Consider the following 23269-nt stretch of genomic DNA (forward strand, 5'->3'; position numbering starts at 1 on the left):
TAAGGGGCGCGCTGGGGGCAAACCTTCAGCGAAGCCGCCGACCTTGATTAAAAAACAAACCTTCAAAACCGTTGACGGTCGGCGCGTCCCTTTGACCGCCGGGTTAGACCGATTGTAAAGCAGACCTTGGGCGAAGCCAAGGAAAAAAACGAGGGCCTGCGCCAGCAGAAAGTCCTTGCCGCCCGGAAGGACTCCCCGGCTTGCGTCGCGCCGTGTTAAAGCCAAGGTCCTAAAAATCTTTGGGGCGTCTTGGACACCGCCAAAGCCTTGCCGGGCGAGCGTGACGCAAACGGATCAGGCCGGAACGGATAAGGGCCGCCGTGGAAAACGGGACGGACTTTCCGTGCCTGGAAGGAGCGACCCAAGTCTTTTGATTTTGCCGCCGTCTAACGCAAAGGTAAGAGGCGCGCTGAGGGCAAACCTTCAGCGAAGCCGCCAACCTTGATTAATAAACAATCCTTCAAAACCGTTGACGGGCGGCGCGTCCCTTTGACCGTTGGGTTAGGCATTTTAAGCTGTCCTCCAATCTGATGGGCCTCTGTTTATTTTTGGTTTTGGGCGCTCAGGATCGTCAAAATATTTGTCGCAAGACGGACATCTCCAGCCATGATTCTCGTTTTTGAGTGGAGACGATATGTTTTTGGATTTGCAATTAGCGCAATAGCGCAAACCGTCAACGGAACCAATCCAGGTTCCTGTTTTTTCATCGAATGTTAGGGGGTTGTTATGTTCTTCCGTGATTTGTTTTTCGAGTGCCCGCCTTTGCTCTTGGCATTGCTCAAGCAATATTTTTTGCGCTGCATTCTCCGACTTGAGCGCCGCATTCTCATTTTCAAGACCAACCAACTTTTCCTTAAGAACAGCAGAAAGAGGGACTTCTTTAAACCAATCCAAAATTGCCATGATGTTTCCTTGTGCAAGCCTAACGCCGAACTAAGGCGCGCCGCTACCGAACTTTAATAAATACCGCGATGCTTCCCGGCGTCGCCTTGAGTACCGTGTTAGGCCGCCACAAACTTTGGTATAAACACATGAGCTTTAAATATAAGATTGTTTTATGGGCATTCGACCACCAATACTATTGGTTAATGGTCATCCTTTTAACCCAAAATGAAATTGAGGATTTGCTGTCATTTATGGACAAAATTGGAATGCAAAAATCTGCAAAGTTCGATTCCTAACGTGTAGTTGAGCGGGCGCGTATAAATTTTTGATTGAAAAACCACGCTTCGGGCGCTCCGCTCGAACGTAAAGTTAGAGGACGAAATCATGATCGCAGATAATCACCCAGAAGTTAAAGTGGCATTTGAAGAATGGATGGACGCAATGGAGGGCGGAGCGCCGACAAACGGGGACATCGTTCGGCACGATAAAATTGATGTTGGTCTGCTGCACCATCTGGCGGAATTTATGTGGCACAAGGCCAAGTCCGCTAACGCTGAACTAAGGCGCGCCGCCGCCGAACTTTAATAAATACCGCGATGCTTCCCGGCGTCGCCTTGAGTGCCGTGTTATACACGGGAAGGACTAAATATGAACAAGCAAGAGCATTTGATTACCGTGTTTGCAGAAGAACTTGGCGAGGTAGCAATGGAGCTGCTTGAGCTTCAAAAGCAGATTTTTAAAGCACAGCGTTTCGGCATTGACGAACAGCGCGACATTCCGATCAGTAATCGCGAACGCATTGAGGCGGAATGGCAAGATTTGCTTGGGAGCGTAGAAAAGCTGAGAGAAGTTGGCATTGAATTGAAGCCAAACATTTCAGCAATCGCAGCCAAAATGGACAAGGTAGAGAGGTATTGTAATTATGCAAAAGAACTTGGCGCGTTGAGTGCATAACGTTAAGTAGGCACCTATTTAGGTGTATATTAATCTACGATTATCGGTGTATAACGCCACTCTGATAATCTGTTAAACTAAATACTACAGTATTTAATTATTGATAGCAACCTCCATATGCTAACGCAAAATACACCTCCTAAATTGCTTGATCAAGTCCGCGACCGGATTCGCGTCAAGCACTATAGCATCCGTACCGAAAAGCTTTATGTGCAGTGGATAAAGCGGTTTATTTTGTTTAATGGCAAACGCCATCCGTTAGAAATGGGGGAGGCGGAGGTTGAAGCATTTTTGACGCATCTGGCTGTGGAAGGCCATGTATCGGCTTCAACGCAAAACCAGGCATTGTCCGCTTTATTGTTTTTGTATAAGGAGGTGCTGTTAGTCGATTTGCCCTGGCTGGATAATGTCGTGCGCGCCAAGCAACCGCAACGTTTGCCCAGTGTGTTGACGCGCACCGAGGTGGGCGCCGTTCTGGCGCGGATGAGCGGCGTCCATGGGTTGATGGCGAATCTCCTCTATGGCACCGGCATGCGCTTGATGGAGTGCGTGCGCCTAAGGGTGAAGGATGTCGATTTCGAGCGAGGCGAGATTTTGATCCGCGACGGCAAGGGCGCCAAGGATAGGGTCACGATGTTGCCGCAGTCGTTGGCGACGGTATTGCAAGACCATTTACGTCAGCGCCGTGTTTTGTTTGATGACGATACCCGCGTGGGCAAGGCGTCGGTTTATTTGCCGGATGCGCTGGAACGCAAATACCCCCATGCGGCGACAGAATGGGCCTGGCAATATCTGTTTCCCTCCGGCAGCTTTTCGCGCGATCCGCGTAGCGGTGTCGAACGCCGCCATCATATTGACGAAAAGCTATTGCAGCGGGCCATGAAAAAGGCGGTGCGGGCTAGCGGCATGACAAAATTGGCCACGCCCCATACGTTACGGCATTCGTTCGCGACCCATTTGCTCGATTCGGGGTACGACATCCGCACGGTGCAGGAGTTGCTCGGCCACAAGGATGTACAGACGACGATGATTTACACGCATGTGCTCAACAAAGGCGGAAAGGGAGTCGTCGGTCCCTTGGACCGGTTATGACCCTGTTTTCCCCAAAGTCTTCGTCGGAGCCCTCTCGGGCCGGGGGCCTGTTTGTTGGGATGGCTGGACGTTTCTTGCTCCATGGAGGATAATCGCCGCAGTTTCCTGCACAATCAAGCATAAATTTTCCCGCCAAAGTTTATTCCGACGCCATGGCCAATCAACTGTACACGCTGGTCGATGCTTTCCGAAATCTCGCGCCTGATGTGGGCGATTTTGTGCTGGCCACGATCATCGAAACGCAGGGTTCGACTTATCAAAAGGCCGGCGCGAGGATGTTGATTGCGAAAGACGGAGACGCGCAGGGGCTGTTGAGCGGCGGCTGTTTCGAAAGCGATCTTCTGGAACGTTCGCGTTCGGTTTTTGCGAGCGGTCAAGCCATGACGGTTTATTATGACATGCGCTCACCCGATGATGTGATCTGGGGGCTTGGGCTCGGCTGCAACGGCTCGGTCAAAATCATGCTGCAATTGCTGAAATCGGACGCGCATTACTACCCTTTGGACGCGCTGGCCGAAGCGGTCGAAGATGACCGGCGGGGTGTGTTAATCACTGTGATTGAGTCCGAACATGAGGCCTTGCCGGCGGGCAAATCGCTATTTTGCGGAGAAGACGATTTCGAAAACGTTCAGTTGCCCTGGCGGGGCGAACTGATCGCCAAGGCGCGGCAGGCTTTGTCGGCTGACAAACCGTCGATCGAAACCCACCTTGTCGAAGGAAATGCTGTCGGTGTTTTTTATGACCCGATTCGTCCGTTGTCGCAATTGCTGATCGTCGGCGCGGGTGCCGATGCGATTCCGCTCCTGCAATGCGCCAGGGCGCTGGGTTGGCGGGTTACGATCGTCGACCACCGTCCGGCGTATATCAAACCGGAACGTTTTCCCGCGGCCGAGCGTCTATTTTGTTGCCTGCCGCAAAATCTAGACGAAAACCTGCAACTCGTTCGTTTCGATGCGCTGGTGATGATGACGCACAGTTTCGAATATGACGCCCGCTATTTGAAGGTCGTTGCGGACAGCCGTATCCCCTTTATCGGTTTGTTGGGGCCCGAAGCTCGCAAAACCCGGCTCCTCGATAGTCTGGGCGATAAGGCTGCAAAAATTGCGGACCGCGTCTTCGGGCCGGTCGGCCTGGACATCGGGGCGGAAACGCCGGGAGAAATCGCGTTATCGATCATGGCCGGTATTCTTGCCGCGCAAAATCGTCGGTATGGCGGTCAATTGACTCCTCATAAAGTATCAGCTCATGCCTGATGATTTTCCAAATGTTTATGCGCTGATTCTTGCCGCCGGCGGCTCCCGCCGGCTGGGCAGGCCCAAGCAATTGCTGCGCTGGCAGGGCCGCACCTTGCTCGAACGGGCGATCGGCAGCGCGTGCCGGGTTCTGCCCGGGCGGATCATCGTCGTGCTGGGCGCGCATGCGGAGTTGATCCGCGAGTCGCTAGCCCCGGATTCGGCTGAAACGGTTCTGAATCCCGACTGGCAAGAGGGTATCGCCTCGTCGATAAATATCGGCATAAAAGCATTGCCTGACTCGGCTGAAGCCGTGCTGATCGTTTTGTGCGATCAGCCTTTGATCGATTCTTCGCATCTTGCGGCATTGCTGAACGCCTGGCGGAATGAACCTGACCGCATTGTCGCCAGTCAATATGATTCATCCTCCGGTGTGCCGGCCTTGTTTCCGGCGGCGTATTTTAATCGTCTGCAAACCTTGACAGGCGACAGAGGCGCCAAACCGTTGTTGATCGAGTTCGAACCGAGCGTGCTGAAAATTCCGTCCGCACGCGCCGAGCTCGATATCGATACGATAAGTGATTTTGAACATTTAACCGGGCAGGCATTGGCCGAGGAGTAACTCATGACAACCCTACTGATCAATGGCAAAGAGCACCAGGTCGATGCCGAAGACGACATGCCCTTGCTTTGGGCGATTCGCGATTTGGCCGGTTACACCGGCACCAAATTTGGCTGCGGCATCGGCTTTTGCGGAGCCTGTTCGATTCTGCTCGACGGCGTGCTGACAAGGTCCTGCAGCACGCCGGTCGGCGCGGCCAAGGACAAGGCGATTACTACCATAGAGGGTCTGGCGACCGAAAAAGGCTTGCATCCGGCGCAACAGGCGTGGGTCGAACAGGACGTTCCGCAGTGCGGCTACTGCCAGTCCGGCCAGATCATTGCGGCGGCAGCCTTATTAAAGGAGAATCCGCATCCGAGCGATGAAGAGATCCGCGCGAAAATGGTCAACCTTTGCCGATGCGGCACCTATCAGCAAATTTTTTCAGCGGTCAAACGCGCCGCCGAAATTCAGGGAGAGCAGTCATGAGCACGATATTGAACCTTTCGCTGTCGCGCCGGCAGTTTCTCGGCCTTAGCGCGGCGGCCGGCGCCAGCGTGTTTCTGCTCGGCGTGGCGTTGCCGACCGGTTGCGCGAAGATCGAACAGGCCGAGCAGGATCAGGATCTGAACGCCTTCATCGGCATCGACGCGGATGGACACGTGATTTTTCAGAATCCGTTCATTGAAATGGGCCAGGGGACTTATACATCGATTCCGGCGATCATGGCCGAGGAACTGGACGTCGAGATGCCCTCGATCACAGTCGTACAGGCCCCGCACGGCCCCGATTACAAGATCATGTTCGATAATACGATACGTTTTACCGGCGGCAGCCTGAGCGTGCGCTCGTCCTATATGACCATGCGCAAAGCCGGCGCGACCGCCCGGGCGATGCTGATCCAGGCCGCGGCCGAGCAGTGGGGCGTCAAGCCGGGCGATTGTACGACCGAGCCGGGCAGTGTCGTGCATGCGGCGACCGGTAAAAAGCTCGGTTACGGACAGCTTGCCGAAAAGGCCGCAAAATTGGCGCCGCCGAAGGACGTGCCGTTGAAAGACAGCGCGTCATTCCGGCTGATCGGCCAGCCGGTCAAGCGCACCGACAGTCTGGCTAAATCGACCGGCGCGGCCGAATTCGGCATCGACGTCAAAGTGGACGGCATGCTGCATGCCGCGGTGATGCAGTCGCCGGTGTTCGGCGGCAAGGTCGCCTCCTACGATAAAGACGCGGTGCTGAAGCTGCCGGGCGTGGTCGCGGTCGAAGAGATTCCGAACGGCGTCGCTGTGATCGCGGATCATTTCTGGCATGCAAAAAAAGCCTTGGAGAAACTGCCTCTCACCTTCGACGAAGGCACGAACGCCGGTTTCTCGACCCAGGACTACAAGGTCAGGTTGCAGGCCGCGCTGAGCGAGCCGGGCCATGTCGCCGAGGAAGTCGGCGATGCGGCCAAGGCGATCGCCTCCGCCGCGAAGACGATCGAAGCCGAGTATCACGCACCTTTCATCGCGCACGTCACGATGGAACCGATGAACTGCACCGCGCTGGTGACCAAGGACCATTGCACCGTGTGGGCGCCGAACCAGGGCGTCGATTTCGTCGTCGGAGTCGCGGCCGAAATCACAGGGCTGAAGCCCGAGGCGATCGAGGTGGTCACGCCGTTTCTGGGCGGCGGTTTCGGCCGCCGTTTCGTGATGGATTATGCGATCCAGGCGATCACCTTGGCCAAGAAGCATCCGGGCAAGCCGATCAAGGTGATCTGGACGCGCGAGGAAGATATTCAGCACGACCATTACCGGCCGATGTCGGCCGCGAAGTTCAGCGCCGGCTTCGATAAAGCCGGCAATCCGGTTGCTTTGCAGATCACCTCGGTCGGCGAAGGGCCGATGACCCGCCTGATGCCGGGCTTTGTCAAAAATCCCGATCTCGACACCAGCGTGTTCGAGGGTACGGTCGAACTGCCTTATGCGATCCAGAACAAGCGCACGAACGTGGTCAACGTGCCGGTCAAGCCGGTGCAGATCGGCTTCTGGCGCTCGGTCGGCCATTCGCAGAACTGTTTTTTCAAGGAATCGTTCATCGACGAGATGGCGCATGCGGCAGGCGCCGATCCGTTCGAATTCCGGCTCAAACTGCTTGGCGAGCAGCCGCGCTTCAAAAAAGTGTTGGAGACCGCCGCGAATCTGGCCGGATGGAAGGGCAAGCCCTGGACCGATCCGCAAGGACTCAAGCGGGCGATGGGGGTTGCGCTGCATGAATCGTTCAACAGCATCGTCGCCGAGGTGGCCGAGGTCAGCCTGAATCAGGATGGCGAGTTCAAGGTCGAGCGCGTCTGGTGCGCGGTCGATTGCGGTTTCGCGGTGAACCCGGCGATCGTCAAACGGCAGATCGAAGGTGGGGTTTGCTATGGCCTGTCGGCCGCGATGGGCGAGCAAATCACGCTCGAAAAGGGCCGCGTCGTGCAGGGCAATTTCGACACCTATCCGATCCTGCGCCCCGACCAGATGCCGGTCGTCGAGGTCGAAATCATCAACAGCGGCGCGCCGCTCGGCGGTATCGGCGAGCCCGGCACGCCGCCGATCGCGCCGGCCGTCTGCAATGCGCTGTTCTTGCTCAGCGGGCAACGGGTGCGCAGTCTGCCGTTGTCGCAGTATTCGTTTTAGCGGATCGGCTGCCGGTACGGCTTTCCTAAATTCAGTCCTGATTCATAAGCGTGATGGTATGTTTTTCTTTACCGCCATTACCGTGAAAGTCCTCGGGTTAGTTATGGGCGTCGCTCCCACCGATGAATTTCACTGGCGATCGGCGGGCCGGCGACCTTTCCGGATTTCACAACTTCTTTCATGATCATTAGAAGGTTAAATAATCGATGCAAAAATTGATAAAAAAATATGCGATATTCGGACTGCTCTTGTTCGGCCTGATGCCGATGGCCCAAGGTATGGCCGGCGGTTTGCAGGAGCCGCAACAGGTCATTCAAGGCATCTCGGATCAACTGCGTCAAAAACTGCAAAACAAAGCTTTTACCAGCAATTTTGCCCAAGTGACCCGCTTCGTCGACGGTGTGATTCAACCACATACCGATTTCAACGTGATCGCGCCATTGGTCCTCGGCAAACATTGGAAAACCGCGTCGCCGGACGAGCGCGAACGCTTCAAGAACGAATTCAGGACGATGCTGGTCCGGTCCTATTCCAGGGCCTTTGTTGAATATAACGACTGGACCCTGCGTTTCCAGCCGATCGAAGCGGGCGGCGACGCCAAGAAAGTCATCGTCAAATCGGAAGTCTTGCAGCCGGGACAGAACCCGGTGCAGGTCAATTACCGGATGTTTTTCGGCAGCGATGGTTGGAAAGTGTACGACATCATCATCGCGGGTGTAAGCCTGGTTACGAACTACCGTTCGAGCTTCAGCGAAGACATTCAGAAAAAAGGCTCGCTGGCCGCCCTGATCGACTCGCTGGCCAAGCGTAACGCCGAAGCGCTTAGCGGCAAAGGTTCCTGAATCAATCGTCAGGGTGCTTCTGTCGGACACTGACAAGTCAGTTATTGACTCTCGGTTTTTTTCGCCCTGATTTGCCGGGAGATGCGTGCCAATTCCAGATATTGCTTGCGCAGCAGGGCGAGTTCGTCCTCTTCCATTTCTTCCAGATCCAGCAATTCGTTGTTCGCGCCTTCAATGGCGCGAATCAGCTCATCCAGTTTGACCTGCAGCGCATCGGTATCGCGGTTTTGCGTGTGCTGAATCAGGAAAACCATTAAAAAGGTCACGATCGTGGTGGCGGTATTAATGATCAACTGCCAGGTATCGCTGAAGCCGAAAAGTGGACCGGTGATCAGCCAGGCCGCGATGACCAGAATCGCAATATTGAACGCGAGCGGTTTGCCTGTCAGTCGCGACCAAGCGCGCGCAAAACGGTCGAAACGAGCATTCCAATAAGCGGTTTTCTGAGGGGCGTCGGCTATCTGGCTGACCAAATCGCCGAGTTTGCTGACCAAGTCTTTTGCTTCGTTCATCGCTATTCTTCCGGTGGTTGATGGATATTGTCGCGGTTGAAATTAAGTTATAGTGGGAAGAGTCTGGGAAAGTTTCTTCTCTCCTTGGGACAAAGTTAGGATCGAGGGATTCAATTCAAGCCTATTGTCCTCGGCTAAATTCCGTTCAGGCGACCCACCAGACGTTGCCCTGCCTCTAGCATCCATGCCACGGTCCCTTTGGGTTGGAAGGCTAGCGCTTGCTATGTTTAAGGATTGCGATTTACTGGCGGTAAATACATCCCGCCTTATCCAGTAAACGTTTCTGTGCGGCGAAATGCCGATCGATATAACCGAGCTCGAAACGCTCGTAGCGGGTTTGCGCGGCCACCTGCTCGATCATTTCGGGCGCGAGCATGGCCAGCGGCTGGCCGGTGCCGAGCGCGAGCAACTGGGTTTGTGCGGCCCGCTCGACGAAATACAGATCGTCGAACGCCTGCGCTACGGTCGGCGCGGCGGTGATCACGCCGTGATTGCCCAGGAACAAGAGTTCCGCATCGCCGAGAATGCCGGCCATGCGCTCACCGACCGAGTCGGACAGCGCCACGCCGTCGTAATCGGTATCATAAGCGACCCGACCGTAAAATCGGCAGGTCGTATGCAGCGCCCATTCGAGGCGGCCGCCCCGGATCATCGTCAGCGCGGTCGCATGAGGCTGATGCGTATGCAACAACACCCGGGTCCTCGGAACCAGACGATGGATAGGGGCATGGATATGATGCGCCGACGCGGCCGGAGCACCGTCGCCGCGCACGACCTTGCCGTCGAAATCGCAGACGATCAGGTTCGAGGCGGTGACTTCGGAAAAATGCAGGCCGAAAGGATTGACCAGGAAATGTTGCTGGTCTGGCAGCACCGCGGAAAAATGATTTGCAATGCCTTCATGGAGATTGTTCGCGACCGCCAGATGAAAAGCGGCGGCCAGATCCACGCGCAGATTCCACTCCGCTTCGCTGACGTTCAACATGACTTATCTCTCGCTAAAAACCAAAAATCTCAAAGGCCTTTTTCGGAAAGATAAGTGAGCGGTAGGGCATTGTCAAGCAATCCAATTTCCCCGCTTAAGCTCGTTCCGCCATTCATGATCGCCGACTCATGCAAAAATGCTATGCTATCGCTTGTTGGAACGCCATCAAAACGACGAGATTCGGTAATGACAGAAACAATACCCTGTACCTTGATCGCTTGGGAAGAGGTTTACCGCTTGTGCCGCGAGCTGGCGCGGCGATTGCGCGCGGACAAAGTCCGAATCGACATGATCGTTGCGATTGCGAGAGGCGGGTATATTCCGGGACGCCTATTGTCCGACATGCTCGGCATTGCCGATCTGACCGCATTCAAGATCGAGCATTACCAGGGCGCGGCAAAACAGCAGGCAGCCTTTGTCAAATGCCCGCTGAATGCCGACATCAATGGACGTAACGTGCTGCTGGTCGACGATGTTTGCGACAGCGGCGATACCTTTGTCGTTGCGGTCGAGCATCTTCGTGAATCCGGCGTGGCCGCATCGATACACACGGCGGTCATGCAGCTCAAAACCGTATCCGATTTTGTGCCGGATTATTATGCCGAGATTCTCAATGAATGGCGATGGATCATCTATCCTTGGGCGGTCAATGAGGATCTGTCAAGTTTGATCAAAGCTATGCAACTCGATCATCGGAATCCTTTGAGATTGCAGCAGGAGTTTAGGATGCGTCATGATATTGAAGTGACCCAATTGCAAATCGAAGATGCGTTATTGACCCTCGAAGACGATCAAACAAATAGCCCTGATACAAAAAGTTTTTCGATTCCTGAATGAGGCAAGATGTGAAAATGAATAAAGAACATCAACGATGCCTGCTCGATTTGGCGAAAAAATCAATCCTGCGCGGTCTGCAAACCGGCAAGCCGTTAGCTGTCGATTTGGCCGGTTTGCCGCAGGAACTGCTGGATGTGCGCGCGACCTTTGTGACCTTGCATAAACAGGGTGAACTCAGAGGCTGTATCGGCATGTTGAAGGCCGTGCGGCCGTTGGCCCAGGATATTGCCGAAAATGCCTTTGCCGCGGCGTTTCGGGATCACCGCTTTCCGCCGCTGACGGCCGAGGAATTTGAGCAATTGGAAATTCATCTTTCGATTCTGACGACGCCCGAACCGATCGCCTTCCGTTCGGAGGAAGATTTACTCGCGCAACTACGGCCTGGCGTGGACGGCATGATTATCGAGGAAGGCGCGCGGCGCGGGACCTTTTTGCCTGCGGTTTGGGAAACTTTGCCGACTCCGAAACAGTTTCTCCGGCATTTGAAGCAAAAGGCGGGGCTGCCGGCGGATTATTGGTCGGATACGTTAAAGTTTTATCGCTATCAGGCCGAAGGGATCGGCTGATTATCATTTAGAGAGGGTGCGTACCCTGCGATAAAGGAAATCCAAGCGGCATTGACGCTCATCCCGCCGGCAAAAACCATGCGTTTCTAATTTCGCCATGCACTTGATCGAGCGCGATTTGCACCTGATCGATAAAGTTGTGCAGCGGCGCGCATTTCATTTTTTCAACCTGGGTCGACAGAATTTTGGTTTTGATTTCATACAATATTCGGACCGCCGGCTCGTGTTTCGGCAGCGTCTTGAGGCTGCGTTCGATGTTGCACAGGTTGTGCCGGATCGAACGCGGAAAATCCTGGCTTTGGAATAAAAAGATCAGCACGTCGCCGCGGCGAACCCGGGCCTGCATGCTGCGGCGGTACATTTGATACGCGCTGAGCGATCTTAACAGGCTGACCCATTGTATCGTTTCGAACGGCGGCAATTCGGAGGATTCCAGCGGCAAAAGACTGTCCGTGCGCACATCGATGATGCGCGTGGTCATGTCTGCCCGTTCGATATTACGTCCGAGCAACAGGAAATGATAGCCCTGGTCGTGATTCATCGTACCTGCGAGCAGTCCGTTCAAGGTTTGCGAAGTCAGGATGATCCGTTTCAGATATTCGTGGCGGCCGCGTTTGGACAGGCCTTCGTCGAGTTGCTCGCCGGCATCGAGATGGTGCTTGTTGATCAGCTCCCAGGCTTCGCGCGGCAGGTAGTCGCGGATCGTGCGCCCATTTTCGCGGGCCGCGCGCAACGAACTGAGGATGGAACTGGGATTTTTCTCGCAGCCGATCATGAATTTTACGACCTCATTTTCGCTGTAGTCTGGGTGTTGCCGTTCAAAGCGCTCGCGTGCGCCGGCCATTGCGATCAAGGGCTCCCAGGCCGGCGTGATTCCGCGCGGCAGGTCGAGATGCAAAGTGGCGTTAGCGGCCAACAGACGGGCGGTATTTTCGGCGCGTTCCAAATAACGCGCCAGCCAGTAAATATTTTCGGCGACTCGCGATAACATCTTTCACTCCTTACCGATTGGTACGATCCAGGTATCCTTGCTGCCGCCGCCTTGCGACGAGTTGACGACCAGCGACCCCTTTCTAAGCGCCACCCGAGTTAGGCCGCCCATTGTGACTTGCTGTTGTTCCGCGCTCAAAATGAACGGGCGCAGATCGACATGGCGCGGCTCCATGTGCTTTTCGATGATGGTCGGCACGGTCGAAAGTCCGAGCACCGGTTGTGCGATGTAGTTGCGCGGGTCTTCTTTCAGGCGCTTGGCGAACTCCTCGCGTTCTTCCTTGGTCGAGGCGCTGCCGACCAGCATGCCGTAGCCGCCCGATTCGTTGGCGGGCTTGACGACCCGGTTTTCCAGATTGGCCAGCGTATCGGCGAGCGCCTCGGGCTCCATGCAACGCCAGGTCGGCACATTCGGCAGGATCGGTTTTTCGCCGAGATAAAATTCGATGATGTCGGGCACATACGAATAGACCACCTTGTCGTCGGCCACGCCCGCGCCGGGCGCATTGGCGAGCGCGACCTTGCCGGCTTTCCAGGCGCGCAAGAGGCCGGGCACGCCGAGCATCGAATCGGGGTGAAAGGCTTCCGGATCGAGAAACAGGTCATCGACGCGCCGATAGATCACATCGACCCGGGCCGGGCCGCCGACCGTGCGCATGTACACGCAGTCGTCGTTATCGACGTAGAGGTCGCGGCCCTCGACCAGTTCGCAGCCCATCTGCTGGGCGAGGTAGCTGTGTTCGAAATAGGCTGAGTTGTAGATGCCGGGGGTCAGTACGACCATTTCCGGATATTCGAGGTCACGAGGCGATAGCGCGGCCAGCGTGTCGTATAGCTGTGACGGATAGTCATCCACCGGCAGCGGCGCATAGTTTTCGAACAATTCCGGGAATACGCGTTTGGTGACCAGGCGGTTCTCGAGCATGTACGAAACGCCGGACGGAACCCGCAGATTGTCTTCGAGTACATAAACCGTGCCGTCCCGATCGCGCACCAAATCGGAGCCGCAAATGTGCGCCCACACCCCGAAACGGGGCGACATGCCGACGCACTGCGGGCGGAAGTTGCTCGAACTGGCGAGGATTTCCCTGGGTATTATGCCGGCCTTGATGACTTCCTGGTCGTGGTAGAGGTCGTCGATGAAGCGGTTCAGCGCGACTACGCGCTGTTTGAGTCCTTTTTCAATCCTATCCCATTCGGTTTTTACGATGATGCGCGGCACGATATCGAACGGCCACGTGCGGTCTATCGCGTCCTGTTTTTCGTCCGAATAAACGGTAAAGGTGATGCCCATTTCCTTGATCGCGAGATCGGCGGCGGCTTGCCGCGACGCCAAGTCGTCCGCGTCCATGCCGGCCAGCAACCGGGCCAGTTGTTCGCCATGAGGTCGGGGTCGGCCCTCTGTGTCGATCAGTTCGTCCCAGATCTTTTCGGCTTCGTAAGTTTTCCAATCGATGTTTTTCATGTGCCACTCCTCGCTGTTGACTGTCCTGTGTCTAGGTAATTTTCGTCAATGCCGTCATCGCGAAATTCATTCCAAGGTGGTGGATACGAGTCGTTTACCCACCTTTAACTCAATTGCCTTACGTTCTCAAATCGAGCGTATAAGGGCATTCGTTATTGACTTCCTCGCGCGGCGCGGCGATCGGTCCCGGCGTATGTCCATGCGCCCAAAACCGGGCCAGCCGACGGGCTTCCGCTTCGTTCGCGTTGACCGGAAACGTTTCGTAATTGCGGCCCGCCGGATGCGCGACATGATAGGTGCAGCCTCCAAGCGCAATGCGGTTCCAGGTATCGATCAAATCGAACACCAACGGCGCATGGCTCGGAATCGTCGGATGCAAACCGGACGACGGCTGCCATGCTTTGTAACGCACCCCGGCGACCCATTCGTCGCGACGTTCGGTGCGGCGGAGCGGTACCCGGCGGCCGTTGCAGGTCACCACATGGCGGCCTTCGGTCAAGCCCCTCGCCTTGATTTCGAGCCGTTCGACCGACGAATCGACGAAGCGGGAAGTGCCTTGCGCGCTGACTTCCTCGCCGAGCACATGCCAGGGTTCGATCGCAAGCCGTAAGGATAATTCGGCATCGCCTATTTGCACCGAGCCGTAATGCGGAAAACGAAATTCCAAAAACGGCGCCAGCCAATCCTTATCCAATGCATAGCCCCAGTGCTGCATCGTGTCGGTCACATCCTTCAAGTCGCTTGCGACAAAATGAGGCAATAAAAAGCGATCGTGCAGTTCGGTGCCCCAGCGTACCGGCTCGAATTCGTAGGGATGGTCCCAAAAACGTGCAACTAATGAACGAAGAAGCAACATTTGTACCAGGCTCATTTGATGATGCGGAGGCATCTCGAAGGCTCGGAATTCGACCAGACCGAGACGGCCCGTCGGACTGTCCGGCGAATAGAGTTTGTCGATACAGAATTCGGCGCGGTGCGTGTTCCCTGTCATGTCGGTCAAGAGGTTGCGCAGCACCCGATCGACCAGCCAAGGGCTCGGCGTGTCGCTTTGTGAGAGTTGCTTGAACGCGATCGACAGTTCGTAAAGCGATTCGTCGCGGGCCTCGTCGACGCGCGGCGCTTGCGAGGTCGGGCCGACGAACAGACCCGAAAACAGGTACGACAGGCCGGGATGATGCTGCCAAAATCGCAGCAGACTGGATAACAGATGAGGACGGCGCAATAGCGGCGAATCGGCGGCGGTATGGCCGCCCAGGGTCACGTGATTGCCGCCGCCGGTGCCGGTATGGCGGCCGTCGAGCATGAATTTTTCGGCGCCTAGACGCGCGAGACGGGCTTCTTCGTACAGGCTTTCGGTCAGCGCTGACAAGCCCTCCCAATCGGCCGAGGGCGGCACATTGACTTCGATCACGCCGGGGTCCGGGGTAATGTTGAAACGCTTCAAGCGTTCGTCGCGCGGCGGCTCGTAGCCTTCCAGCAGAACGGGAATGTTCAGGTCGGCGGCAGTGTTTTCGACCGCTGCGATCAGGCGCAGCCAATGGGCAAGATCGGTCAACGGCGGTAAAAATACATGCAGCCGGTTGTCGCGCATTTCGACGCAGAGAGCGGTGCGGATCAGGTGACGCTCCCAATCTTCGCGGCTTGCGTCGGCAAAGCCTTGTTCGTTGATGTACGGATGCGGTGCGGTCGCACCAATGCGGTGCGTATAACGGCGCTGCAATTCACTGTGATCGGAGGGCAATGGCGTTTTCGGCGCGAAAGGATCGAGCGGAATCAATTGTTGGCGCAAGGCATCTGGCTCCCATAACAGACTGTCCAGCGGCAGCCGGTAACCCATCGGCGAATCGCCGGGCAGCAGAAACATGTGCTCGCGGCGGAATTTCCAGCGCGACGAATGCCAGCCGTGCCTTTGGTAATCCCAGGCGATCGGCAGCACGTGGCCGACGACATGATCCAGCCCCTGCTCGAATAACTTGCGCAGGCGCGCGCGCTCAATCGGATCGCGCAGTTTCGAATCGAACACATCGACATTCGCCGGCAGGTTGCCTTCCTTCCAGAGATAATAGATGCCGTCTTCGAAACCGGGCATCGCATGATCGCTCGGCACTCCCAGACAGCCTGCAAGGCGGCTGATGAAGCGTCCGGACAAATTGGTTTGCGACTGGATGCGATCCTGGTAGGACGCGAGCAAGGCCGGATTACGCCAGACCGGCGTGCCGTCGGCGCGCCAGAACACCCCCAGCGCCCAGCGCGGCAGTTGCTCGCCGGGATACCATTTGCCTTGGCCGTGGTGCATCACGCCGCCCTCTGCCCAGCGATGATAGAGGCGGCGCAGCAAGTCCTCGGCGCGTTCGCGCTTATGTTCACCGAGCGCCTCGGTGTTCCATTGCGGCGAATCCATGTCGTCGATCGAGACGAAAGTCGGCTCCCCGCCCTGCGTTAACCGTACATCATTCCGCTTTAACAGCGCATCGACTTCGCCGCCCAACTGCTGAATCTTTGCCCATTGTTCAGTGCTGTAGGGCTTGGTGACGCGCGGATCTTCATGAGTGCGGGTCACCTTGTTTTCAAAATGAAAAGTCACTTCGCATTTGTCGACCGCGCCGGTAATCGGCGCCGCGCTGACCGGATCGGGCGTGCAGGACAACGGGATATGGCCTTCGCCGGCGAGCAGGCCGGACGTCGGATCGACGCCGACCCAGCCCGCGCCGGGCAGATACACTTCGGTCCAGGCATGCAGGTCGGTAAAATCCTGTTCCGGCCCGGAAGGTCCGTCCAAGCTCTTCTGATCGGCGGTCAACTGCACCAGATAGCCCGACACGAAGCGCGCGGCCAACCCCAGATGGCGCATGATCTGCACCAACAGCCAGGCGCTGTCGCGGCAGGAGCCGATGCCGACTTTGAGCGTTTCCTCGCAGGACTGGATGCCGGGCTCCAAGCGCAGCGTATAGCCGATATCCTTTTGCAGCCTGCTATTCAACGCGACGAGGAAATTGACAGTATTGTCCGGCCGTTTGGGTACGGCTTGCAGCCATTTTTGCAACAGCGGCCCCGATTCCTTGATTTCGAAATAGGGTGCCAGCTCCTTGGCCAACTGGGTTTCGTACTTAAACGGAAAGCTGTCGGCATATTCCTCGATGAAAAAATCGAACGGGTTGATGGTGACCAGTTCGGCGACCAGATCGACCTCGACCGACAGTTTTTGTGTAGTTTCGGGAAATACATAGCGGGCGACATAATTGCCGAAAGGGTCTTGCTGCCAGTTTACGAAATGCTTGCCCGGCTCGACCTTCAGCGAATAATGATGCACCGGGGTGCGCGTATGCGGCGCGGGGCGCAAGCGGACCAGATGCGGCGACAGCGTCACCGGGCGGTCGTATTCGTAAACGGTGAGATGATGGATCGCAACGACTAGAGACATGGGCGTGCTCGGTAGGAAGGTGTGTTGAAAAATCGGCAAGAGTCAAACTTGGCATCCACGCTCTGCTTACCGTTATGGAAAATTACCAAGCAATAATTGCACCAGCTTTAGGCAGCTCGCGCGCCGGTATAAAATAATCAGCCTACCTCAATTGGAAGACATCATGGTGACAGGAAAAAAGTCGCTTTAAATTACGGCATCTTCTAAAATGATGATGTTTGATTTTCAAGATATTCCAGGGTGGTTGCAATGACGTATTGTGTGGGTTTGTTGCTTAACGACGGTTTGGTGTTCGCGTCCGATTCGCGCACGAACGCCGGCGTCGATTATGTGACCTCGTTCAGTAAACTGCATATCTTTACGCCGGCGCCGGACCGCTTCTTCGTGCTGTTGTCGGCGGGCAATCTGGCGACCACGCAGGGCGTTTTGAACCGGATCGTACGCGATATGGAATACCCTTCGGAAAGAGGCAGTCTGTTGACCGCTCGCTATTTGTTTGAAGCCGCCGACTATATCGGCAAAATCAGCCAGGAAACTCAGCAGCAGCATGGTCCCGCCCTGCTGTCGTCCGGTGTTAGCGTCGAAACCACATTGATTCTCGGAGGCCAAATCCATGGGCATAATCCGGGCTTGTTTCTGATTTACCCACAAGGCAATTATTTCGAAGCGACCCGCGAAACACCTTATCTACAGATTGGTGAAAATAAATACGGCAAACCGGTTCTTGACCGGGCGGTCGGCGCATTGACCGGCCTGGAGGAAGGCGCGCGTCTGTTGCTGGTTTCCCTGGACGCAACGTCACGCTCGAATGCCGCGGTCGGTCCGCCGTTCGAAGTCGCAATCTACCGGCGGAACGACATGAAGATCAGCCATCATATGAAACTGGCTGCGAATGATCCCTACCTGACGCAATTACAGCGACGCTGGAACGAAGGTCTTTGCGACACCCTGCACAGTCTTCCTACATTCGACTGGGAAACGCCGGAGCCAGTTTAATCACCGGGCTTTCATCTCGTCGAGCGCCGGCGGCTTGATGGCTTACCCGTAATCGCGCGGCACGAGTCGAGTTCGGCCGACCGCGTGATGAGGGCGGGCGTGACCATCAACTGGGCAACGGTTTATTTACAAAGCTGTTTTTCGGCATCTCGCGACATTCCGCAGACCGAACCCGGTTTCAAATCGCGAGACGCTTCGCTGGTCAACTGGACGATGGGTTATCGACGTCAGAAAAGATCCCGCTTCCAACTACAGGTTTTAAACTTGTTCGACTCGAAAGATTCCGACACATGTTATTCCTATGCTTCCCGCTTGCAGGACGAAGCGGCTGGTGGCCTCGAGGACATGTGTTTTCGTCCGGTTGAGTCGCGGTTTGGCCGGGTTGATTGAAACGGTTCGATTGTAATTCTTGAGCGCAGGTTGGGCTGGAAAAGACGGTTGGATTATCAATTGTAAATAATCAGCCTCTGAAGCCTCTCCATTAAAAAAGCCGCACTGGATACCAGTGCGGCTTTGGCTAGTTTGAGCCTCTTCAACCGTTACCAGTCGACCTGAACACGTGTTTCAAGAATATCCAGATCGGCATTATTAAATGCTCGTCCTGTGGTTGTAGGGGCGTTACCTGTATTAATATCCAAGGCGTGAATGTAGTTAGCCATCACACGCATATGCGAATTAGGGTACCAGTTAATACCAAACTTGGCTGTAGACGCTCGACCGCCATGAATTACGCCAGTATCCAAGTTCATGTAATCGTACCCGGCGGCAAGTTCCCACGCACCCCAGCCGCCATGCATATCAAAGTTGTGAGTGGGTTTTAAACGATCCCAGGCACCGGTTTTAGCTTTATAGTTGCGAGATTCACCGGTTAAAAAGTAGGTCATATAGCCATAGTAACCGTTCATGGATTCATTTTGGTTATAACCTTTACCTGAAACATCGGTTTGTATATATTCGCCTTGGGCTGAGAATGGCCCATAAACCAGGGCCGTTTCCGCGCCGAAGCGAGTCAGGTGATCAGCTTGAATCGCAGTTGCTGAATTTTTGTTGCCGGAGGTCAAATTACCCGTATTTAATATAGAGGTACGGTCTACGTTGGCGCCTATACCGTTTGCGAAAATGATACCGCCGTTACTAAAATTACCATTACCCAGGTAATTATCGTTTAAGCTAATGTACGACCCCGACGCACCCACATGTAAGAATTTGGTTTTGCTTTCCATCCACGGCAAACCGGTCACCCGGGCGTTAACTTCCCAACTGGTATCGCCGCCGCCGCCATTGCGGTTGACACCGCCGTTAGGATTAATCGCACTGCCGGTACTGCCAGTCAGTGAGTTATTGCCATAGGCGTTGTAACCGCCGACACCTTCGGTTTGTAGCGATGTAGCTGCCTGCCAACGATCAGCCGCGTAATTGGCGCCAAAACCCACTTTATATGTATTGAGGTTGTCTACGAAGGTGTTGGTCGCCATGTTACGCTCAATGAACGTAATGTAGCGGTTGCTGGTTGCTTCTTCCATGCTGAATGGTTCTTTAAAGGAACCCACTTTGACTGAAAAGGGTTTGGAAAAATTATAACGAATGAAAGCGTCGGTTATACCGCCTGCATTCAAGCCATTGCCCCGCGTAAAATCGTATTCAAATTTATAGTCGGTATTTTTGAAAAAAGTCCCTTCCACACCCAGACGTGCCCGACGAAGCGTTGTGCCATTGTTTAATTCTGAAGGCACGCCTGTGGGGGTTATAAATTCTACAGGCAACTGCTGGTTAACATTTTCCTGCGAATCCACCTGCATCCGTCCGTTAATTCCTGCTGTAAAATTGCCATCTCTGGTTGCAAAATGTATCCCGTCGTCGAGTTTGACTTTAACCGAGTCAGGGGCTGTAGCTTCTTGGGCATGCTCTTCAAGAGCCTTGATTTGATTTTCTTTTAAGGCCATTTCTTCCCGAATCGCAGCGATCTCGGCGGCATTATTAGCTTCCTGGGCCGTTTTTTTAGGCGTATCTTCCACTCTTTCAAAAGAGCCCATTTTCTCCCTGTGCGGGCCAGGTTCTGCAAAAATCTGTTTGGTTTTGACATCGACATAAAGATCGATCGCAAACGCAGATGAAGACGCTCCAACGCCTAGGACAGTCGCCACGGCCAGGGTCAGTTTTGAAAAATTCATGTATTGCTCGCAGTGATGATTAAGACTGCGGCAAGAATAAGGAACTCAAGTGACAGTAAAATGACAGAAATGTTACGAAATGATGACAGAGCAACAGCTTTTCCGCACCGCTGCAAATTTACAACAAAAACCTTTAAAACGGCCGGGAAATTAGCCCGGAAGGGCGGGTGTGTGGAGATATAGCAACTAATCTAAGAAGCTAGTTAGATAAAAGCCATTGAAAATACATAATTAAAACGCCAGAGAGTCTTCCATGCTTTTTAGGTGCATGGACGCAACAATTTGCGGACTCGAAAACAACACATAACAGACGCCGCTGCGGGACATAAAGCTGATTAATAATCAGGGGCGGAGAATGGCTCAGTCATTTTTTGATGCGAATTTCGGTAGGCGAACGCCCGGTCGTGGCAGGCGTGATCGAGCGGTTGTTGGCCTGGCCTGATGCAGGCCCCGGCCCTCCCTGAGGGAGGGCTACAGTGTTACTTAACCGGTTTTGAACGGAAGCAGTAAGATTATTGCGGCGGTGTGTGCGATAAACGATTGGCCGTGTCGATGTCGTGCTCAGCCTCCTTGATCGCTCTCGACAATTCCGCGCGCTGTTTATCCAAGACGAGCCATTCGATCTGGCGGTGCAGATAGGCGTCCTTGTTTTTGGTGACTTCTACGCGCAGTTCCAGTTCCTTGATTTCGGCCTGGAGTTGCATTTCCTTCAGGCGTGTCTGATGTTCGATGCGTTCGGCTTCGAGCTGTTCCTCGTATTTTTGCTGCTCCTGCTGCAACACTTCCTGCGCTTTGAATTCTGCCTGCTGTTCTTTTTCTTTAAGAATCGCTTCGTGTTCGAGCTTTTTGGCGTGTAATTGCAGTTCGAGTTCATGTTGGCGAACTTGTTGTTCGAGTCGATACTTCAACTCGGCCGCATCCTCGATGCTTTGCAGATGTTTTTCGTGGTTGACCTTTTCCTCGTGCAGCTTGGCCTCGATTGTAAACTGATCGGCATTCTGTTTTTCTTGCGTTTCCAGCAGTTGACGCTGGTTTTCGCTTTCGAGGACCAATTTTTGCTGCTGTAAGGCATTCAGTTGATGCAGATGCTCGAGGCGCTCCTTTTCGAGCAATTGTTCCTGGCGGACCCGTTCGCGCGCTTGTTTTTCGCGAAATTCGAAATTCTTTTGCAGGATGCCCAGATAAACGTCTTCCTGGGTGAAGCGCCCGTCGAGCCCCGGGCTGTCTTCGAGATCGGCAAAGGCCGGGGTCAGCGAGCAAATCGCGCGGCATTTGATGTATTTGACGGTCAGCGCTTCATTGATCGATTTCTCGATCTGTTTTTCGGTTGCGGATAGACCGGATTCTATCCAGTTGCCGTTGCGCAGGTTTCTGAGTTCGGCGTCAACGATCGTCTTGATCAAGCTTTCATATCCGGTTTTGATATGCGCGTTCATGTTGGCTAGGGCGTCCAGGTTGCGTTCGGCATATTTGAATGTCGCTTGAAAATGGATCGTCAATTGGGCGGCTATCGTACAAAGCCCACCGTAAAGCGTGGTGGAGATATTGAGCGGCCATTCGGCAACCGGCAGCGGATAGACCTGATGATAAAAGCGTGGGAAAAATTTCGCCGGATATTCGAACAGCTTGTAATACGGTCCGAGTTTGGACATAACGACGCGGCTTTCGCCGTCAAAGCCGGGGTCCCAGACTTCTTCGAATTCAGTATTGTCAGGGATGGCTTGGGGCTTGATACCGGCCAGCCAGGCGTCCAGCAGGGCTTGCTTATTCGTCATTGGATACCTCCGCTGGGATCGGGCTGGAGGTCAGCAAGGCTTGCTCGGACTTGAGGTTGCGGAGTTGCGCGCTCATCCGTTCGGCGATCAGGGGATAGAGATTCGGCGCAAATTCGACCGATTTGGAATCGATCTTGCGCAAGAAGCCGCGGCTCAATAAATAGCCAACCGCGAACATCCGCGACCAGTCGGAATAGCGCCGGGCTTTTTCGATTTCGGACTTTTCGATCACCATTTCGAGTTCGTCGTTTTCGTTGATTCTAAACTCGGTAAACTGGCGCAGGCATTCGAACACCAGTTCCTGCTCCCGCTCGCTCAAGGGTCCGGGCGCGGTAAACTCCAGGCGGTAGGATAAAAACACGGTAAAAAAATCGGCCATCGACGCGCAGAGGAAGGCAAACAGCGAAAAATCCTTCCACATCGCAAAGGACGGCGTGATGCCCTGCACTACTTCCGAGTAAGTCATCAGGATCGGCATTTCCGGCGCAATCACGCCGCTACTGGTCGCCATCTGGTTGAATTTGAGCGAGACTTCCTGCAGGCTGGAAACGATTTGCCGATAACTGTTTTCCGCGTCGGGCGCTTTGATGTTCCATGCCGTCAGGCTGTTTTGCAGCACGCGGATATCCTGGTTCAATTTCTCGAAGCTTTGCACGACCTGGGCGGCCTCCTTTTTCTTGGTCTCGAAAACTTCGCGCTGATAGCGGAAAAACGGTCCCTGGCCGACCATGTTTTTTTGCGTTTGGGGCGCATCCGGATGCGTGCCGAAATAGGCCTGGGTCACATTCGACGAGGCCTTGTCGAGCTCTTCCTGCTGTTGTTTCAGTATCCGTGTTTTGGTATCGGCGATGCTTTTAAGATAGGTGTTCACATCGGAGCGGATTTTGTTCAATCGGCCGATTTGTATCGTATCTTTCTGGGAAATTTCATAGAACTTGAAATAAGAGAAGGTGACGGAGGCCGATACCGCCACCAGCAACGACACCAGCACGCAGAAAAAACGCAATCTGTTGGCTTTCCAGTGGATGCCGGCGATTTCAAGCGAGCTGATCACGATGATCGACTGTATTGCGATCGTGATAATCAGCGCAATCCAGGATACGATGAAATGTGACAAGCCGTAAAAGGTGGTAAAACCTGTCGCCATACTCAGCATCAGCACAATCGGAATGGTCCATACCCTAAGGCCGGCAATAAACAACGTTTGTATGCTGTTGATGATGCCGCCGATCCCGCCGGAGTCGTGTTTTTTACTTAGTCTATTGATGTCCATTGTTGCCAGATT

22 protein-coding genes are annotated in these 23269 nt (G+C 54.6%); 12 read left to right on the forward strand and 10 right to left on the reverse strand.

Annotated elements, in window-relative coordinates:
* Both U2W12_RS06870 and U2W12_RS06875 read right to left on the reverse strand, forming a co-directional pair.
* Window positions 1–225, reverse strand: a 225-nt coding sequence (locus tag U2W12_RS06870; protein ID WP_326499928.1) for a hypothetical protein, incomplete at its 3' end; no start/stop codon positions are given.
* Between the two features lie 285 nt (window positions 226–510).
* Window positions 511–903 carry a hypothetical protein gene (locus U2W12_RS06875; protein ID WP_326499929.1) on the reverse strand — a complete coding sequence of 131 codons (393 nt, stop codon included), beginning with the start codon at window positions 901–903 and terminating at the stop codon, window positions 511–513.
* Between the two features lie 366 nt (window positions 904–1269).
* Here U2W12_RS06875 and U2W12_RS06880 point away from each other — a divergent pair, with 366 nt between their 5' ends.
* The 8 genes from U2W12_RS06880 to U2W12_RS06915 all read left to right on the forward strand — a co-directional run bounded on the left by U2W12_RS06880 (window position 1270) and on the right by U2W12_RS06915 (window position 8266).
* Complete coding sequence (locus U2W12_RS06880; RefSeq protein ID WP_326499930.1) at window positions 1270–1470, forward strand: hypothetical protein; 201 nt, start codon at window positions 1270–1272, stop codon at window positions 1468–1470.
* Between the two features lie 63 nt (window positions 1471–1533).
* Window positions 1534–1839, forward strand: a complete 306-nt coding sequence (locus U2W12_RS06885) for a hypothetical protein (RefSeq protein WP_326499931.1) — start codon at window positions 1534–1536, stop codon at window positions 1837–1839.
* A gap of 117 nt (window positions 1840–1956) precedes the next feature.
* Entirely contained in the window at window positions 1957–2931 is a 975-nt protein-coding gene (locus U2W12_RS06890) for an integron integrase (protein ID WP_326499932.1), read from the forward strand.
* 152 nt (window positions 2932–3083) lie between these two features.
* On the forward strand, window positions 3084–4184 hold the full coding sequence (locus U2W12_RS06895) for an XdhC family protein (protein WP_326499933.1): 1101 nt from the start codon (window positions 3084–3086) through the stop codon (window positions 4182–4184).
* A complete protein-coding gene (locus tag U2W12_RS06900) occupies window positions 4177–4785 on the forward strand; it encodes a nucleotidyltransferase family protein (RefSeq protein WP_326499934.1) in 609 nt (202 codons plus the stop codon). The genes U2W12_RS06895 and U2W12_RS06900 overlap by 8 nt, the downstream gene beginning before the upstream one ends.
* Window positions 4786–4788: 3 nt before the next feature.
* Window positions 4789–5253, forward strand: a complete 465-nt coding sequence (locus U2W12_RS06905) for a (2Fe-2S)-binding protein (protein WP_326499935.1) — start codon at window positions 4789–4791, stop codon at window positions 5251–5253.
* Window positions 5250–7424, forward strand: a complete 2175-nt coding sequence (locus U2W12_RS06910) for a xanthine dehydrogenase family protein molybdopterin-binding subunit (protein WP_326499936.1) — start codon at window positions 5250–5252, stop codon at window positions 7422–7424. Before U2W12_RS06905 ends, U2W12_RS06910 begins: the two co-directional genes overlap by 4 nt.
* A 206-nt stretch (window positions 7425–7630) precedes the next feature.
* Window positions 7631–8266 carry an ABC transporter substrate-binding protein gene (locus tag U2W12_RS06915; protein ID WP_326499937.1) on the forward strand — a complete coding sequence of 212 codons (636 nt, stop codon included), beginning with the start codon at window positions 7631–7633 and terminating at the stop codon, window positions 8264–8266.
* Window positions 8267–8307: 41 nt separating this feature from the next.
* Here the strand turns inward: U2W12_RS06915 and U2W12_RS06920 are convergent, their stop codons facing one another.
* The gene (locus tag U2W12_RS06920; RefSeq protein ID WP_326499938.1) at window positions 8308–8778 is read right to left on the reverse strand and encodes a low affinity iron permease family protein; all 471 of its coding nucleotides are present in this window, start codon (window positions 8776–8778) and stop codon (window positions 8308–8310) included.
* 241 nt (window positions 8779–9019) lie between these two features.
* Window positions 9020–9763, reverse strand: a complete 744-nt coding sequence (locus U2W12_RS06925; protein WP_326499939.1) for an aldolase — start codon at window positions 9761–9763, stop codon at window positions 9020–9022.
* 186 nt (window positions 9764–9949) lie between these two features.
* Between U2W12_RS06925 and U2W12_RS06930 the strand changes: the two genes are divergently transcribed.
* Complete coding sequence (locus U2W12_RS06930; RefSeq protein WP_326499940.1) at window positions 9950–10600, forward strand: phosphoribosyltransferase; 651 nt, start codon at window positions 9950–9952, stop codon at window positions 10598–10600.
* A gap of 14 nt (window positions 10601–10614) precedes the next feature.
* A complete protein-coding gene (amrA, locus tag U2W12_RS06935) occupies window positions 10615–11166 on the forward strand; it encodes an AmmeMemoRadiSam system protein A (RefSeq protein WP_326499941.1) in 552 nt (183 codons plus the stop codon).
* Between the two features lie 58 nt (window positions 11167–11224).
* Here amrA and U2W12_RS06940 read toward each other — a convergent pair whose 3' ends face one another.
* From U2W12_RS06940 to U2W12_RS06950, 3 genes are all read right to left on the reverse strand, one after another.
* Window positions 11225–12157, reverse strand: a complete 933-nt coding sequence (locus tag U2W12_RS06940) for an alpha-E domain-containing protein (RefSeq protein WP_326499942.1) — start codon at window positions 12155–12157, stop codon at window positions 11225–11227.
* A 3-nt stretch (window positions 12158–12160) separates the two neighbouring features.
* Window positions 12161–13621 carry a circularly permuted type 2 ATP-grasp protein gene (locus U2W12_RS06945; RefSeq protein WP_326499943.1) on the reverse strand — a complete coding sequence of 487 codons (1461 nt, stop codon included), beginning with the start codon at window positions 13619–13621 and terminating at the stop codon, window positions 12161–12163.
* 118 nt (window positions 13622–13739) lie between these two features.
* Window positions 13740–17042, reverse strand: a complete 3303-nt coding sequence (locus tag U2W12_RS06950; RefSeq protein WP_326499944.1) for a transglutaminase family protein — start codon at window positions 17040–17042, stop codon at window positions 13740–13742.
* Between the two features lie 249 nt (window positions 17043–17291).
* Here U2W12_RS06950 and U2W12_RS06955 point away from each other — a divergent pair, with 249 nt between their 5' ends.
* Both U2W12_RS06955 and U2W12_RS06960 read left to right on the forward strand, forming a co-directional pair.
* Window positions 17292–18038 (forward strand): 20S proteasome subunit A/B, encoded by a 747-nt coding sequence (locus tag U2W12_RS06955; RefSeq protein ID WP_326499945.1) that lies wholly within the window; start codon window positions 17292–17294, stop codon window positions 18036–18038.
* A 99-nt stretch (window positions 18039–18137) separates the two neighbouring features.
* A complete protein-coding gene (locus tag U2W12_RS06960) occupies window positions 18138–18428 on the forward strand; it encodes a hypothetical protein (protein ID WP_326499946.1) in 291 nt (96 codons plus the stop codon).
* 149 nt (window positions 18429–18577) lie between these two features.
* Here the strand turns inward: U2W12_RS06960 and U2W12_RS06965 are convergent, their stop codons facing one another.
* The 3 genes from U2W12_RS06965 to U2W12_RS06975 form a co-directional block, all read right to left on the reverse strand.
* Window positions 18578–20209 (reverse strand): porin, encoded by a 1632-nt coding sequence (locus U2W12_RS06965; protein WP_326499947.1) that lies wholly within the window; start codon window positions 20207–20209, stop codon window positions 18578–18580.
* A 512-nt stretch (window positions 20210–20721) separates the two neighbouring features.
* Entirely contained in the window at window positions 20722–21984 is a 1263-nt protein-coding gene (locus U2W12_RS06970) for a hypothetical protein (protein ID WP_326499948.1), read from the reverse strand.
* Window positions 21974–23257, reverse strand: a complete 1284-nt coding sequence (locus U2W12_RS06975) for a hypothetical protein (protein ID WP_326499949.1) — start codon at window positions 23255–23257, stop codon at window positions 21974–21976. The genes U2W12_RS06970 and U2W12_RS06975 overlap by 11 nt, the downstream gene beginning before the upstream one ends.
* Window positions 23258–23269: the final 12 nt, after the last annotated feature.

The sequence above is a fragment of the Methylomicrobium sp. Wu6 genome (assembly GCF_035916875.1).
In the GTDB taxonomy this organism is placed as follows: Bacteria; Pseudomonadota; Gammaproteobacteria; order Methylococcales; family Methylomonadaceae; genus Methylomicrobium.